This window comes from Enterobacter sp. T1-1 (genome assembly GCF_000710795.1).
Lineage (GTDB): Bacteria > Pseudomonadota > Gammaproteobacteria > Enterobacterales > Enterobacteriaceae > Enterobacter > Enterobacter cloacae.
This window is the reverse complement of sequence record NZ_JALW01000013.1, coordinates 60,737-75,607: the sequence shown is the minus strand read 5'-3', so window position 1 is coordinate 75,607 and position 14,871 is coordinate 60,737. Positions and strand designations below refer to the sequence as shown.

The following is a 14,871-nucleotide window of genomic DNA, read 5'->3' as shown; positions in this document are numbered from 1 at the left end:
GCGTAGCACTTCAATCTCAGACATAAAGCCTCGCAAACGCGGGGCTTTTTTATATGCCTTATCTTTCAAAATATTACCATCCCTGTCTCTGTTAGTACCTTGTTGCAAAGCTACGAGATTATTAGCACTGTTTTCCCCCCTCCACAGCGGCTTTTCCCGTTAAATCAGGGCGTTGTTCAACAGCCCTGGGGTTCAGGTGAAGAAGAAAATGATACCGACTGCCGGCAGTTTCACCCCGGCACGTTTTGCTCTGCTCTGTTTTGCTATTTTTTGCAGCCTGGCATTTTTACTGGGACGCGTTGCCTGGCTGCAGATTATTAAACCTGACAATCTGGTAAAACAGGAAGATATGCGATCGCTGCGTGAGGTGGCGATTGATGCACCGCGTGGCATGATCATGGACCGTGAAGGTCGTCCGCTGGCGGTGAGTGTGCCCGTCAGGGCCGTGTGGGCCGACCCCAAAACGGTGCTGGCAAAAGGTGGGGTAGGGTTTGATGACCGCTGGCAGGCGCTGGCCAGCGCGCTGCATCTCTCCCTCAGCACGCTGGCATCGCGTATTAACAGCAATCCACAGGGGCGCTTCATTTACCTTGCCCGTCAGGTGGATCCTGCTCAGGCGCAGTGGATCGATAAACTCAATTTGCCAGGCATCAACCTGCGCGATGAGTCCCGGCGTTTTTATCCGGCAGGCCATGTGGCCGCAAACCTTATCGGTTTTACCAATATTGATGGTCAGGGGATTGAAGGCGTAGAGAAGAGCTTCAACGCGCAGCTTATGGGGAAGGCCGGGGTCCGGCAGGTGAGGGAGGACCGCTATGGACGCGTGGTGGAAAACCTGACCGAAGTGGCGCCCGTTCCTGCGCATAATATCCAGTTGAGCATTGACGAGCGGCTGCAAACCATCACCGAGGACGCGCTTGATAATGCGGTGGCCTGGAATAAAGCCGAGTCGGGTGCATCGGTCCTGATCAATATCCCCACAGGGGAAATACTCGCCATGGCGAGCTATCCCGATTTCAACCCAAACAACCGTGAAGGTGCAACGTTAAACGATTTTCGTAATCGTGCCATTAGCGATACCTTCGAACCCGGCTCCACCGTTAAGCCACTGGTTCTGATGACGGCATTGCAGCAGGGGCTGGTGCAACCGGACAGCGTCATTGATACCCATCCGTATACCCTTGACGGTCACCGTATCCGTGATGTGGGTTACTATCCGGAACTGACGATGACCGGGATCCTGCAAAAATCGAGCGACACCGGTGTTTCCCGTCTCTCTCTGGCGATGCCCATCCAGCATCTTATCGATACCTACCGGAACTTTGGCTTTGGCACCAATACCGGGCTGGGCTTAACGGGCGAAAGCTCAGGATTACTGCCGCAGCGTAAATTCTGGAGTCAACTCGACAGGGCAACCTTTGCCTTCGGCTACGGCCTGATGGTGACGCCCCTTCAGCTGGCCCATGTCTACGCCACCATTGGCGGGTATGGGCTTGAGCGTCCGCTCTCGATCACCCGTATCGATCCGCCGGTGATAGGCCACAGAGTCATGCCAGAAGAGATTGCCCATGAAGTGGAACACATGATGGAAAGCGTGGCGCTTCCGGGCGGTGGAGGAGTGAAGGCCGCCGTACGGGATTACCGGGTGGCGGTCAAAACCGGTACGGCGAAAAAGATTGATGACAGTGGCAAGTACGTCGATAAGTATGTCGCCTATACCGCAGGCGTTGCGCCTGCCAGCGACCCGCGTTTTGCGCTGGTGGTAGTCATAAACGATCCGCAGAACGGTGCCTATTATGGTGGTGCCGTTTCAGCGCCCGTTTTCAGTGAGATCATGGGGAATGTGCTGCGCCTGGAGAACGTGAAACCGGATGGCTTGCCGGCTGATTCCGGCCACCTTATCGTCATGCGTTAACCCTGGCGTTTTATAACGGGGCGAATAGCGGTACACTTCGCCCTTTGATTTATGCCCCGGAGTTGTCATGCCCTTCAGTTGCCCCCTTTGTCACGCGCGCCTGACGCGTTCTGAGAAAAGTTATGCGTGTCCGCAGGGACATCAGTTTGATATGGCGAAAGAGGGGTATGTGAATCTTCTGCCGGTACAGCATAAACGCTCCCGCGATCCGGGCGACAGCGCAGAGATGATGCAGGCGCGACGTGCATTTCTGGATGCCGGACATTACAAGCCGCTAAGAGAGAGTGTCGCTCAGCTGCTGGACCACACGCTGACGCAGAGTGCCTCCGCTCTGCTGGATATCGGCTGTGGTGAAGGGTATTACACCGCAAGGTTTGCCGAGATTGCCGCCGGGAAGGGCGCGCAGACGACGGGTCTGGACGTGTCGAAAGCGGCGATTCGCGCAGCGGCAAAACGCTACGCGGGGGTGATGTTCTGCGTGGCCTCAAGCCACCGGCTGCCGTTTGAAGATGCCAGCATGGATGCCGTTGTGCGTATTTATGCTCCCTGTAAGGCAGAAGAGCTGGCCCGGGTGGTAAAACCCGGCGGGTGGGTGATAACCGTCACGCCTGGACCACGTCATCTGATGGAGCTGAAAGGGCTGATTTATGACGAGGTTCGCCTGCATGCTCCCCATTCAGAACAACTGGCTGGTTTTGTGCTCAGGCAGGAAGAAACCGTAGCGTATGAGATGGATCTGAAAGGGGATGAAGCCGTGGCGTTACTGCAAATGACGCCGTTTGCCTGGCGGGCAAAACCGTCTGTCCGGGAGACGCTGGCTGCACAGGCCACGTTTCGCTGCCAGACGGATTTCAGCATCCACTGCTGGCAGCGCGAAGGTTAACCCGCGAAGTGTGCCCAGAGTATCTGGGCACCAATACCGATTAACACGATCCCGCCCAGGATCTCGGCTCGCTTACCCAGCAGGGGGCCGATAAAGCGGCCAACCATCATGCCCAGGGTGGACATAATCAATGTGGCGCAACCAATGGCCAGCGCGGTGGCAATGATATTCACCTGCAGGAAGGCCAGACCAACACCGACGGCCATCGCGTCAAGGCTGGTGGCAATTGCGGTGGTGACCAGCAGCCAGAAACCGTGGCGGTGCTGAGGCTCTTCATCTTCATCGCTGTTGCCACGGAATCCTTCAATCACCATTCGTCCGCCGAGAAACACCAGTAGCACAAACGCAATCCAGTGGTTCCACTCCAGTACAAACTGGCTGGCCAGCATACCCAGGCCCCAGCCGATAAGCGGCGTCAGGGTTTCGATAGCACCGAAAATCAGACCTGTGCGCAGCGCTTCAGAAAATTTTGGTTTATGGAGTGTGGCACCTTTTCCGATGGAAGCAGCAAAAGCATCCATGGACATGCCGAAAGCGAGAAGAATGGTGGCGGAGATGTTCATACAAGCGTCCAGACCGGGAGATATCCATATGACACATCACTGCCCCCAGTAAACAGCAGTTGATGTATCTATGGTCTCGCCTGACCGTCACACAATGATGTGCAGAAAACGATCCGTACGCGCCACGTTTTTCAACGAGTATGTTGACACGTACATTTCCTGAGTACAGGAAATTAGCTACTCCCCAACGACGGGCGCAACCTTAACATATTTTGAGAATATAAAACAACAACAGCGGGGGTATTATTTTATTATCTTGTTGATAACGATTTTCATTTAGATTTATTCGTAAAAATAGCGTTAAAAAATAGGAAGGATAAAAAGAATGGAATATAGCTATGGCTATATTTCGTGAGCAACGTTAACACGGAATATAGCCGATGCTATAAATATAACTTATTGAGTTTTAATGAGTAATTTGTATATCTTTTCCAGGTCATCTATATTTTTGACCCGAATGAGCAGGCGGCGCTGTTCTAATTGCATCACCAGCACCCCGTCTTCAGATAAATTCATCTCTTTAATGCGGTTATATTCTATCCAGACATTGGCAAAGAAGAACCCGTGTTTTTTAAAAATGAGTTTTGGCGAACGGATCCAGAACAGGTAAATCGCCATTAATGCCAGCGCACATAATAACCATGTGGTTAATATTGCACCATGGCTGGTCACGTTATTGTAAATCAGGATGACCACCAGACCGGCGAAGATAAACGCATCAATGCGTCCACGGCGTAAGAGGGGAAGGGTCAGCAGCGTCTCGCCGTGGCGGCGAGGCATAATGAACTCGTCATAGATCGCGTAAGCCAGAAGGGCAACAATAAACAAAACCAGTACGGTGTCCGTGACAGTCATTCATCCTCCAGATAAAAAAACCGGGGGCAAGCCCCCGGCGTATAACATAAAGCTTTACAGGCCCAACAGACCGACAGCGTAGCCCGCGATACCGATGACGAAGAAGCCAACGATGATCCACAGCGGGTTCACTTTCTTACGCAGCAGCCACATACAGGCGAAGGTCAACAGCAGCGGCACCAGGCCAGGCATCAGCTGGTCAAGGATGGTCTGCACGGTAGTCACACGGGTTTGCCCATCCTGTCCGGTGATGGTTGAAACCACCAGCGGGATGTTCACGTGCGTCCACTTGTTAACCAGCGCCCCCATCACAAACAGGCCGAGGATTGACGCCCCCTCTGTCAGTTTTTGCAGGAAGCCGCCGCCCATATCTTTAACGATATCCACCCCTTTACGGTAACCGTACGCCACGCCGTAGTAACGGGTCAGCAGACGCACCGCATTGAACAGGATGAAAAACAGCAGTGGACCGAGCAGGCTGCCGCTCATCGCGATACCCGCGCCCAGCGCTGCAAAGACCGGACGAACGGTACCCCAGAAGATCGGGTCACCTACGCCTGCCAGCGGACCCATCAGACCGACTTTAATACCGTTGATGGCACCATCGTCGATCTCTGCGCCGTTTGCACGCTGCTCTTCCATCGCCAGGGTAACGCCCAGTACCGGTGCCGCTACGTAAGGATGGGTGTTAAAGAATTCCAGGTGACGCTTAATCGCCTGGCGACGTGCTTCGTTGTTCTCCGGGTAGAGGCGTTTGATCGCCGGTACCATGGAGAAGCAGAAGCCCAGGGCCTGCATACGTTCGAAGTTCCATGAACCCTGAAACAGGTTAGAACGGATGAACACGCCACGAATATCACCCGGAGTGAGTTTCTTCTCAGGGGTAGTTTTAGTCATATCAACCATTTCGCTCACCTGTTAGTCCAGTTCGTTATCGAGATCGTTATTACCAGCAGCCTGCGCTGGGGCACCCGCAACGCGGTTATATTTCGGGCTGAGCTGGATGTAGAGAATTGCCATTACCGCACCAATCACACCGAGAGCAACCAGGTTGAAGTTGGTGAACGCCGCGGTTACGAAGCCCAGGTAGAAGAATGGCATCAGGTAGCCTGCGCGCATCATGTTGATGACCATCGCATAACCAACCACCACGATCATACCACCGGCGATGTTCAGACCGCTGGTGACCACTTCAGGGATGGCGTTGAGCATGCCCTGAACTTCGCTGGTGCCTACGGAGATAGCGACGATAACGGCAGGAATAGCGATACGCATCGCCTGCAGGAACAGGGACGAGACGTGGATCCAGGAGAGCGCCGTGAGGTTGCCGTTTTCGGCCGCCTTATCAGCCGCGTGCTGGAAAGCCACGGTGATAGTACGAACGATAATGGTCAGTACCTGGCCTGCGGCGGCCAGCGGAATTGCCAGAGCGATACCGGCACCGATGCTTTGATGACCGGCAATAACCAACACGGTTGAAATAATGGACGCCAGCGCGGCATCGGGCGCAACCGCCGCACCGATGTTCATCCAGCCAAGGGCGATCATTTCCAGGGTACCACCGATGATGATACCGGTTTTCATATCACCGAGAACGGCGCCAATCAACGTACAGGCCACCAGAGGGCGGTGGAACTGAAATTCATCAAGTACGGATTCCATACCCGCAATACACGCGACGATGAACACCAGCACAATCTGAAGAGTGGTAATCTCCATTGTACTTCTCCTATTGCATAATCTTTATGTGAAAAACCGGCGCGGGCTTATTTCCCAACTTTGCCGATCAAATCCATCATTTTCAGTTTCGGGTCCGTGGAAACCTTACGGGCTTCCAGTTCAATACCGCGTGCATTCAACTTGTTAAATGCCTCGATATCTTTCGCATCGACTGAAATCGCGTTGTTGACCTGCGTTTTGCCCTGACGGAAAGCCATACCACCAATGTTCACGGAGGTGATTTTCACGCCGCCTTCAACAATGCGCTCGACGTCTGTCGGGTTAGTGAACAGAAGCATCACACGTTCACCGGCATATTTCGGGTTGTTATAGACGCGGATCATCTTGGCGACATCCACCACGTGCGCGGTAACGCCCGGAGGAGCAACCTGGGTGAGGAGGGTTTTACGCACCGTGTCGGCGGCCACTTCGTCGCTGACCACGATAATACGTTGAACGTTGGTCTCTTTGGTCCAGCGCGTTGCCACCTGGCCGTGAATTAAACGGTCATCGATGCGCGCAAGGCCAATCACCATATAATCGTTCGGGCCCATCGGTTTTGCGGGGGCAGCGGCTTTCGGTGCCGCGGCAGCCGCCGGTACGGGTTTCTCAACCGGCTGTGCCTTCAGCGCTTTCACGCCTTCGCGACCGGTTTCGACCGCCAGGGCAACCAGCTCATCAAAAGCCGGATTGTCGTCGCGTGCCATGAAGGTTTCCACCAGCATCGGGATATTGACCCCGGCGACAACTTCATAGTGCTCTTTATCGACGACAATGCGGCTGGCAGCGTTGAATGGACTGCCGCCCCATGTATCAACGAGAAACAGCACGCCTTTGCTGGTATCCAGCTTCGACAGTTGAGCCGTGTATTTCTCAATCAGCGTCTCGGCGTTTTCACCGGGAACGAAATCGATCCAGCCGACGTTTTCCTGCTCGCCCAACAGCATCTCTGCTGTTTTGAGTAGCTGCTCTGCAGCCCAACCATGTGTGCCTATGACAATAGCAATGGTCACTTGCTACCTCCTTTTATTATCATTAATACCTCTGCCAGGCAGACGTACTGAGAATCGTATTGGCGAACCGAATCGATTCAGATAAGGGTTAGAGTTAAAAAAGCTCAGACTTACGCGAATTATTTTAGATAGTGAAAAAATAATTTATGTGATGAAGATCCGTAATTTAGGTTTCGAAAATCAGAAATTACTCAACACAAATTCTGCCTTTTCACGTTTTTGCAAAGGAACGTAAATCTTTGCTAAAAACGTAATGTCTCTGATATGTTTAGCCTCCGTTTAATTGATCAGGAGTATAGGGCTACAGCCCACTATATGGACCGTCACCGACGTCAGTCATCTATCAGGCCACTTCGCGCCTTTTTCACCGGCGATCCTCGCCACGTATCGACTCTGTTTACCGCTGTTTTGCCCACATTGAGTGGGGCACCGTTTCGTCATTCCTTTAGCAGGAGCTTGTCATGGAATTCTTAATGGACCCGTCAATCTGGGTGGGATTGCTCACGCTGGTGGTGCTGGAGATCGTTCTCGGCATTGATAACCTGGTGTTTATTGCCATCCTCGCGGACAAACTGCCGCCAAAACAGCGTGATAAAGCGCGTCTGATCGGCCTCTCGCTGGCGCTGGTTATGCGTCTGGCGCTGCTGTCCGTGATCTCGTGGATGGTCACCCTGACAAAACCGCTCTTTACCGTCATGGATTTCACCTTCTCTGGCCGCGATTTGATCATGCTGCTCGGGGGGATATTCCTGCTCTTTAAAGCAACGACAGAACTGCACGAGCGGCTGGAGAACCGTCAGCACGACGATGGTCATGGCAAAGGCTATGCCAGCTTCTGGGTTGTGGTGCTGCAGATCGTGGTGCTGGATGCTGTCTTCTCGCTTGATGCGGTGATCACAGCGGTGGGTATGGTGAACCATCTCCCGGTGATGATGGCGGCTGTGGTTATCGCCATGGCGGTTATGCTGCTGGCGTCTAAACCGCTGACCCGCTTTGTGAACCAACATCCGACGGTCGTGGTGCTGTGTTTGAGCTTCCTGCTGATGATCGGTCTGAGCCTCGTTGCGGAAGGTTTCGGTTTCCATATTCCGAAAGGTTATCTGTATGCCGCGATTGGCTTCTCGATCCTGATCGAACTGTTTAACCAGATTGCACGCCGTAACTTTATTAAGCAGCAGTCCAATCAGCCGCTGCGTGCCCGCACCGCGGATGCCATCCTGCGCCTGATGGGCGGTCGCCGTCAGGTGAATGTGCAGAGTGACACCGAGAACCGTAACCCGGTTCCGGTGCCGGAAGGGGCATTTGTGGAAGAAGAGCGTTATATGATTAACGGCGTTCTCTCCCTGGCCTCCCGTTCACTGCGCGGCATCATGACCCCGCGCGGCGAGATCAGCTGGGTAGATTCCCGGTTGAGCGTTGATGAAATTCGTCAGCAGCTGCTCTCTTCACCGCACAGCCTGTTCCCGGTGTGTCGTGGTGAGTTGGATGAGATCATCGGTGTCGTGCGTGCCAAAGAGATGCTGGTCGCGCTGGAAGAGGGCGTTGACGTCGAAGCCATCGCCGCCGCCTCACCGGCTATCGTGGTACCGGAAACGCTGGACCCCATCAACCTGCTTGGCGTTCTGCGCCGTGCCCGCGGCAGCTTCGTGATTGTCACCAACGAGTTCGGTGTGGTGCAGGGGCTGGTCACGCCGCTGGACGTGCTTGAAGCCATTGCCGGTGAGTTCCCGGATGAGGACGAAACACCGGAAATCGTGGCTGATGGTGAAGGCTGGCTGGTGAAAGGTACCACTGACCTGCACGCGCTTTCGCATACGCTGGGGCTGGAAAACGTGGTCAACGATGAAGAAGACATTGCCACTGTGGCCGGTCTGGTCATCGCCGTGAACGGGCAGATCCCGCGCGTGGGGGATGTGATCGAACTGCCCCCGTTGAGCATTACCATCGTTGAAGCCAACGACTATCGCGTTGATATGGTGCGTATTGTTAAAGAGCAATCCGTGCACGACGAAGATGAGTAACGCTTCTTAACGCAACGGCATTAAGGGCACGATGTGCCCGTTATGATGCGCTGGCGGAGGTGAACTCTCCGCCAGCCATTGTGGAAAATCCCGCAGCGGCATCGGCCGCGCATAGAAATACCCCTGCAGAGTATGAACACCGTGTCGGCGTAAGTAGCGCGCCTGCTCCTCCGTTTCGACCCCTTCCGCAACCAGCTCGATATTCAGCCGCTGACCCAGCGCAATAATGATATCTGTCACCGTTGAGTTCACGGCATCGGTCCCAATGGCGGTAGTAAAGGACTGGTCGATTTTCAGTACGTCAGGATGAAGCTTTTCAAGCCAGGAGAGCGAACTGTTGCCGGTACCAAAATCGTCGATAGCCAGTTTGACCCCTTTGCGATGCAGCTCGCGCACGATGCGATAATCTGCATCGACCAGCGCGTCACGCTCGGTGAGTTCGATAACCAGCCTCTGGCTCGGGTTTGCGCTGAACCAGTAGCGGTTCAGATCCTGAAGTAGCACGGCGTGACGGAAGTGGCTGGCCGCCACGTTAATACCGATGTGAAAGCCCGGGTGGGAAGGGAAGTAGCCTATCTGGCGTACCGTCTCGGCAATCACGTAGCGCGTCAGGGGAACAATCAGGTTATGTTCTTCTGCCAGGGGGATGAACACTTCCGGGGAGATCCAACCCTGACGCGGGTTGTTCCAGCGCAGAAGAATTTCCACGCCGATACACTCCTGCGTACGGGCATTCACCAGCGGCTGACAGAACAGCTCAAATTCCCGCGCCGCAATCCCCATATCGATTTCCCACGTGAAGCTCATCCGGTTTGCTGTGGCCAGCCAGGCCAGATACCCCAGAACCAGGCTCAGCATTAACCCCAGCGGCAGCTGTGCCGGCAGGCTTTTAAGTGCCAGCGCGCCAGGACCCGGCCCACTGACCGTGATGGTAAATGGAAAGCGTGTAGAGACTTCCTCTATTCGCGAGTCAGCCTCATTAAACTTCAGCGCGTCGGTAATACCTTGACCGTAGCGTAAAGAGCGATCTCCCACGGTTAACGCCACGTCAGTGATAAGCGGGCGGGGCGGCTCAAGGATCATTCTGGTGATGAGATCGATATTGATCACCTCCATCACCCCCTCTTCACCGCGTTGTGACGTCGGGTGCCACTGGATAAGAATAGGGCTGCCTTTAAGCAGCCACTTATCGGTCGATAAAATCAGTTTTGGCAGACCTGACGGCAGTTCGGGAAATAATTCATGAACCGGGACGGCGCGACTGCCAAAAATACTGGAGCAGTAGAGGATCCCCTCTTTAATCAGGGTAATTGAGCGGACGGTCTGTAAAATGGCGGCCTGCTTACGCAGAGTCAGATGCGCCTGCGGGCACGGCTGGCCAACAAGACCCAACAACTCCGGTCGGCGGTTATCCAGAGAAAGCAGGACGTTTTCAAGTGAGCGAACGGTATGGCTGGCGAAATCGACAATGCGTTGTTGATTAACATTGCGCTGTGAAATAAATCGAATGCCCAACGTCAGGATGAGCGTAAGGAGCGCAACCGTCACGCAGACGATAACGCGTTTTCGGCGATAGTTTTTAATGATCGTTTGTGCGGTTTGCATGAACGGTCGCCTGATACACCTCCAGCCCCAAAAGCCAGACGCAACAGTGAAAGTGTAGTGGGGAAAGTGAAAGGCGACGAGAATCAGAAGGAAATTTCGCCCATCCGTTGCAGATGGGCGAGGGGAGGTATTAGTCGCACTGTACCTTAATGGCCAGACCACCACGGGAAGTCTCACGGTACTTCGCGTTCATGTCTTTACCGGTTTCGTACATGGTCTCAATAACTTTATCCAGCGACACGCGAGGCTCGCTGGTACGGCGCATTGCCATACGGGAGGCGTTAATCGCTTTCACCGACGCAATGGCGTTACGCTCAATGCACGGTACCTGCACCTGCCCGGCAACCGGGTCACAGGTCAGGCCCAGGTTATGTTCCATACCGATCTCCGCCGCCACGCAAACCTGCTCAGGGCTTGCGCCCAGCAGTTCAGCCAGACCAGCGGCCGCCATGGAACAGGCCACACCCACTTCACCCTGGCATCCTACTTCAGCGCCAGAGATAGAGGCGTTCATTTTGTACAGGGCACCGATGGCTCCTGCCGCCAGGAAGTAACGGATGTAGATATCTGGCGTAACAGGTTCAATAAAGTGATCGTAATAAGCCAGCACCGCCGGAACAATACCGCACGCACCGTTGGTGGGTGCCGTCACCACGCGGCCACCGGCAGCGTTTTCTTCGTTAACCGCCAGAGCGAACATATTCACCCAGTCGACCACGTTCATCGGGTCGTTGGAGAATTTATCGGTGGTCACCAGCATGCGGCGCAGGGCAGAGGCACGACGCGGTACGCGCAGCGGACCCGGCAGCACACCTTCGGTGTTCATCCCGCGATCGATACAGGCGCGCATGGTCTGCCATACGTTTGCAAAATAGTCTTCGATCTCTTTTTTGCTGTGCAGTGCCAGTTCGTTCTGCATCACCATGCCGGACAGCGACAGGCCGGTCTCTTTGCAATAACCCAACATCTCGGTGGCCGATTTGAACGGATACGGCACGTTGACGTCGCCTGTGCTCTCTTTACCGAAATGCTCTTCATCCACGATGAATCCACCGCCGATGGAGTAGTACGTTTTGCTGTAAATCTCTTTCTCGCCGTTCCAGGCATGGATGGTCATGCCGTTTTCATGCAGTGGCAGGTTGTCGCTACGAAAACGCATCCCGTCATCCTGCGGGAAATCCACTTCGTGCTTGCCGTTAGCCAGCAGCAGGCGACCGCGCGCTTCCACGTCACGGATGAATGCCGGGATGGCATCAATATCTACAGTGTCCGGCATATTGCCTGCCAGACCCATAATAATGGCGATATCGGTGTGGTGGCCTTTACCCGTTAATGACAGTGAGCCGTAGACATCCACGGCGACACGGGTAACGCTTTCCAGTAATCCTTTTTCGACCAGATCATCGACGAACTGTTTACCGGCCTTCATCGGCCCAACAGTATGGGAAGACGAAGGGCCAATTCCCACTTTGAACATGTCGAATATACTAATCACTTTCACACTCCTGACAGGGTTACCGGGGTTCCAGTAACGATGTTATAACTGCGCATAGTGTAAGAGGGAACATCGACCTCGGCTTAACTATTCACATGAATTAAACTAATGGTTAACGATGGTTTTGCTAATAGCGCGACGCCGATCGCAAACCTGACAAAAGAGGGTGGAATGTAAAGTATAGTCAAGGCTTCAGGCCGATTTGCAGAGCCAGTTCACGAATGATGCCCGCCGTCATGCCCCAGACAAAATAATGCTGATACCAGGACAACCAGACCCGATGATCGTGCCCACGGCGCTGAATATCCAGCGGGTGATAGCGGCTGAGGCGAAGGGCTTCTTCCAGTGGCATTTCAAACACCGCAGACACCTCATCAACACTGGCGTGATACTGCAGGCCGGGCGGGATAATGCCCACCACCGGCGTCACCTGGAAACCGGTCACGCTGTCCACCGGCGGGAGGACGCCGACAATCTCGACGGCCTCCGGTGGGATAGCCACCTCTTCCTGCGCTTCACGCAGCGCCGCGGCAATCAGCGAGGCATCGCTGCTGTCTACCGCGCCGCCGGGGAAAGCGACCTGACCGGCATGTTTGCGTAAATGAGGGGAGCGCTGGGTCAGCAGCAAACCGGGCTGCTCACGACGCACCACGGGGATCAGCACCGCCGCCTGACGCTGATTAAGCGCTTCGCGGCTCACCTGAGGCCGCAAAAGCTGAAAGCGCGACAGAAAATCATCCAGCGTCAGGTTCTCTCTCTCCACCCGTCAGTTCTCCAGTTGTTGCAGGATACGGTTAACTTTATCAAAGGTTTCCTGATATTCCGCCTCGACCTGGCTGTCAGCAACAATTCCGCCGCCTGCGGAACAGTAAAGCTGGCCGTCGCAGGCCGTCAGGGTGCGAATAGTGATGCTGGTATCCAGCGTACCGCAGACGCTAACGTAGCCAATGCTGCCGCACCAGGCGTTGCGACGGTGCGGTTCCAGCTCATCGATAATCTCCATCGCCCGCACTTTTGGCGCGCCGGTGATGGAGCCACCCGGGAACGCGGCGCGCAGAAGATCGCAGGGGGTACGCGAAGCCGGCAGCTGTGCAGTAATGGTGCTGACCAGATGGTGCACCGCCGGGAAAGGCTCGACGACGAACAGCTCCGGCACGCGAACGCTGCCCGGTACCGCCACCCGGCCAATGTCGTTGCGCATCAGGTCGACAATCATTAAATTTTCGGCGCGGTCCTTCGGTGACGCGGCGAGCTTTTCCGCCTGCTGGCGGTCGGCAGCCGGATCGCTCAGGCGCGGCAAGGTCCCTTTAATCGGGCGTGTCTGGATCTTGCCTTCCGCCAGATGAATAAACCGCTCAGGCGAAAGACTCAGGATCGCGCCCTGATCGAGACGGATAAACGCACTGAACGGTGCCCGGTTGCTGGCATTGAGGCGGGTAAAGGCCTGCCATTCATCGCCCTGATACGTCGCCTGGAAGCGCTGGGCAAGGTTAACCTGATAACAATCACCGCTTTGCAGATACGCCTGCACGCGTGCGAATTTTTCCGCATAGGTCTGCGGGGTCATGTTTGAACGCCACGCAGAGGTCAGACGGAAATCCGGCGCGGCTAAGGGCTGCTGTGCGTTCAGCCAGGCCAGGCGTGCCTCCACATCCGAATGGCTGAGCAGGGAGACCACCTCTTTATGGTGATCGACAATCAGCGCCCAGTCGTAAAGTCCCACCGCCATATCCGGCAGCGGAATATCTGCCTTCGCAACGGAAGGCAGCGTTTCAAAGCGGCGACCAAGGTCATAGCCAAATACGCCCAGCGCACCGCCCTGGAAGGGAAGATCCGGGTCAGGCGTGGCAGACAAACCCAGCTCGTCGATAGCCTCCTGAAGCTGGATCAACGGATCGTGCGTGGAGGGCTGGTTTTCGGATGTCACCGTGCGCACCGGGTCAGCAACCACAATGTCGAAGCGGCTGTAAGGATGGTCCGCATGGCCGGAATGCAGCAGCATCGCCCAGGGAAGATGGCTCAGACGAGCAAACCAGAATTCAGCGGCGTCAGTACGCCACGGCAGGGTAATAACAGTGGGGAAGCGCATGTTCATGTGTGGCATACTACCGGGCAGCGTGAAATAATTAGCGCGAATAATTTAGCAGGAGTTGACGATGTTTGCAGGTTTACCTTCTCTGAGCCACGAGCAGCAGCAAAAAGCGGTTGAGCGGATCCAGGAGCTGATGTCCCAGGGGATGAGCAGCGGGCAGGCCATTTCTCAGGTGGCGGAAGAACTTCGCGCCACCCATACCGGCGAGCGGATCGTGGCGCGTTTCGAGGATGAAGATGAAGAGTAACCGGCTTACACAGCCGCGATAATCTTAATCTCTACCTTGTATTCCGGCTTCATCAGCGTGGCCTGTACGGTACAACGTACAGGCGCGTGACCCGCCACCACCCACGCATCCCAGGCTTTGTTCATGGCCGCAAAATCGTCTTTATTCGCCAGGAAAATGGTGGCGTCCAGAATACGCGATTTGTCGCTGCCTTGCTTTTCCAGCACCGCATCAATCTGCGCCAGGGTGTCAGCTGTTTGTTCAAAGGCATCCGCATCCAGATTGGACGGCACGCCAGTGTAATAGAGCGTCTGGTTATGAATGACTACATCAGACCAGCGGGCTTCGGCATCAATGCGCACAATTGTCATAAACGTTTCCTCGTTACTTTCGTCATCAGGCGGCAAGACTGCCATATTGTTTCGTCGTCGTCACTATTTGGGGTGGCACAGGAGAGGATGGGCTGACATAATCCCTGTGCAAA

Annotated in this window: 15 protein-coding genes; 5 read left to right on the top strand and 10 right to left on the bottom strand. The window is 54.9% G+C overall.

Going from position 1 to position 14,871, the window contains the following annotated elements:
- Window positions 1–208: 208 nt before the first annotated feature.
- Both ftsI and rlmA read left to right on the top strand, forming a co-directional pair.
- Window positions 209–1,915 (top strand): peptidoglycan glycosyltransferase FtsI, encoded by a 1,707-nt coding sequence (gene ftsI, locus AK59_RS0106160; protein ID WP_156037791.1) that lies wholly within the window; start codon window positions 209–211, stop codon window positions 1,913–1,915.
- 67 nt (window positions 1,916–1,982) lie between these two features.
- Window positions 1,983–2,798: a 23S rRNA (guanine(745)-N(1))-methyltransferase gene (gene rlmA / locus AK59_RS0106155; RefSeq protein ID WP_029882300.1), complete on the top strand. Its 816-nt coding sequence runs from the start codon at window positions 1,983–1,985 to the stop codon at window positions 2,796–2,798.
- Here the strand turns inward: rlmA and mntP are convergent.
- From mntP to manX, 5 genes are all read right to left on the bottom strand, one after another.
- Entirely contained in the window at window positions 2,795–3,361 is a 567-nt protein-coding gene (mntP, locus tag AK59_RS0106150; RefSeq protein WP_013096130.1) for a manganese efflux pump MntP, read from the bottom strand. The genes rlmA and mntP overlap by 4 nt on opposite strands.
- 396 nt (window positions 3,362–3,757) lie before the next feature.
- Window positions 3,758–4,216, bottom strand: a complete 459-nt coding sequence (locus tag AK59_RS0106145; protein WP_013096131.1) for a DUF986 family protein — start codon at window positions 4,214–4,216, stop codon at window positions 3,758–3,760.
- Between the two features lie 54 nt (window positions 4,217–4,270).
- Window positions 4,271–5,122 (bottom strand): PTS mannose transporter subunit IID, encoded by an 852-nt coding sequence (locus AK59_RS0106140; RefSeq protein ID WP_006175979.1) that lies wholly within the window; start codon window positions 5,120–5,122, stop codon window positions 4,271–4,273.
- Window positions 5,123–5,134: 12 nt separating this feature from the next.
- Window positions 5,135–5,935, bottom strand: a complete 801-nt coding sequence (gene manY / locus AK59_RS0106135; protein ID WP_003859914.1) for a PTS mannose transporter subunit IIC — start codon at window positions 5,933–5,935, stop codon at window positions 5,135–5,137.
- A gap of 47 nt (window positions 5,936–5,982) precedes the next feature.
- A complete protein-coding gene (manX, locus tag AK59_RS0106130; RefSeq protein ID WP_029882299.1) occupies window positions 5,983–6,948 on the bottom strand; it encodes a PTS mannose transporter subunit IIAB in 966 nt (321 codons plus the stop codon).
- A 264-nt stretch (window positions 6,949–7,212) separates the two neighbouring features.
- Between manX and AK59_RS1000000125435 the strand changes: the two genes are divergently transcribed.
- A complete protein-coding gene (locus AK59_RS1000000125435) occupies window positions 7,213–7,422 on the top strand; it encodes a protein YoaL (protein WP_071843273.1) in 210 nt (69 codons plus the stop codon).
- Window positions 7,410–8,969 carry a CNNM family cation transport protein YoaE gene (gene yoaE, locus AK59_RS0106125; RefSeq protein WP_013096133.1) on the top strand — a complete coding sequence of 520 codons (1,560 nt, stop codon included), beginning with the start codon at window positions 7,410–7,412 and terminating at the stop codon, window positions 8,967–8,969. Before AK59_RS1000000125435 ends, yoaE begins: the two co-directional genes overlap by 13 nt.
- Before the next feature lie 6 nt (window positions 8,970–8,975).
- Here yoaE and AK59_RS0106120 read toward each other — a convergent pair whose 3' ends face one another.
- The 4 genes from AK59_RS0106120 to pabB form a co-directional block, all read right to left on the bottom strand.
- Complete coding sequence (locus tag AK59_RS0106120) at window positions 8,976–10,574, bottom strand: EAL domain-containing protein (protein WP_020690838.1); 1,599 nt, start codon at window positions 10,572–10,574, stop codon at window positions 8,976–8,978.
- A 130-nt stretch (window positions 10,575–10,704) separates the two neighbouring features.
- Complete coding sequence (sdaA, locus tag AK59_RS0106115; protein WP_028027867.1) at window positions 10,705–12,069, bottom strand: L-serine ammonia-lyase; 1,365 nt, start codon at window positions 12,067–12,069, stop codon at window positions 10,705–10,707.
- A 184-nt stretch (window positions 12,070–12,253) separates the two neighbouring features.
- Window positions 12,254–12,832 (bottom strand): CoA pyrophosphatase, encoded by a 579-nt coding sequence (locus tag AK59_RS0106110; protein ID WP_013096136.1) that lies wholly within the window; start codon window positions 12,830–12,832, stop codon window positions 12,254–12,256.
- A 3-nt stretch (window positions 12,833–12,835) separates the two neighbouring features.
- Window positions 12,836–14,164: an aminodeoxychorismate synthase component 1 gene (gene pabB / locus AK59_RS0106105; RefSeq protein ID WP_029882298.1), complete on the bottom strand. Its 1,329-nt coding sequence runs from the start codon at window positions 14,162–14,164 to the stop codon at window positions 12,836–12,838.
- Between the two features lie 61 nt (window positions 14,165–14,225).
- Between pabB and AK59_RS0106100 the strand changes: the two genes are divergently transcribed.
- Entirely contained in the window at window positions 14,226–14,408 is a 183-nt protein-coding gene (locus AK59_RS0106100) for a YoaH family protein (RefSeq protein WP_008500497.1), read from the top strand.
- Between the two features lie 5 nt (window positions 14,409–14,413).
- On the opposite strand, the gene AK59_RS0106095 is transcribed toward AK59_RS0106100, so the two are convergent.
- Window positions 14,414–14,758 carry a RidA family protein gene (locus tag AK59_RS0106095; RefSeq protein WP_013096138.1) on the bottom strand — a complete coding sequence of 115 codons (345 nt, stop codon included), beginning with the start codon at window positions 14,756–14,758 and terminating at the stop codon, window positions 14,414–14,416.
- Window positions 14,759–14,871 lie beyond the last annotated feature (113 nt).

Coding starts and splice junctions, on each gene's coding strand:
- mntP (WP_013096130.1), bottom strand. CDS start 3,361: ATGAACATCTCCGCCACCATTCTTCTCGCTTTCGGCATGTCCATGGAT.
- rlmA (WP_029882300.1), top strand. CDS start 1,983: ATGCCCTTCAGTTGCCCCCTTTGTCACGCGCGCCTGACGCGTTCTGAG.
- AK59_RS0106095 (WP_013096138.1), bottom strand. CDS start 14,758: ATGACAATTGTGCGCATTGATGCCGAAGCCCGCTGGTCTGATGTAGTC.
- AK59_RS0106100 (WP_008500497.1), top strand. CDS start 14,226: ATGTTTGCAGGTTTACCTTCTCTGAGCCACGAGCAGCAGCAAAAAGCG.
- yoaE (WP_013096133.1), top strand. CDS start 7,410: ATGGAATTCTTAATGGACCCGTCAATCTGGGTGGGATTGCTCACGCTG.
- AK59_RS0106120 (WP_020690838.1), bottom strand. CDS start 10,574: ATGCAAACCGCACAAACGATCATTAAAAACTATCGCCGAAAACGCGTT.
- manY (WP_003859914.1), bottom strand. CDS start 5,935: ATGGAGATTACCACTCTTCAGATTGTGCTGGTGTTCATCGTCGCGTGT.
- AK59_RS0106140 (WP_006175979.1), bottom strand. CDS start 5,122: ATGGTTGATATGACTAAAACTACCCCTGAGAAGAAACTCACTCCGGGT.
- ftsI (WP_156037791.1), top strand. CDS start 209: ATGATACCGACTGCCGGCAGTTTCACCCCGGCACGTTTTGCTCTGCTC.
- AK59_RS0106145 (WP_013096131.1), bottom strand. CDS start 4,216: ATGACTGTCACGGACACCGTACTGGTTTTGTTTATTGTTGCCCTTCTG.
- AK59_RS1000000125435 (WP_071843273.1), top strand. CDS start 7,213: ATGTTTAGCCTCCGTTTAATTGATCAGGAGTATAGGGCTACAGCCCAC.
- pabB (WP_029882298.1), bottom strand. CDS start 14,164: ATGAACATGCGCTTCCCCACTGTTATTACCCTGCCGTGGCGTACTGAC.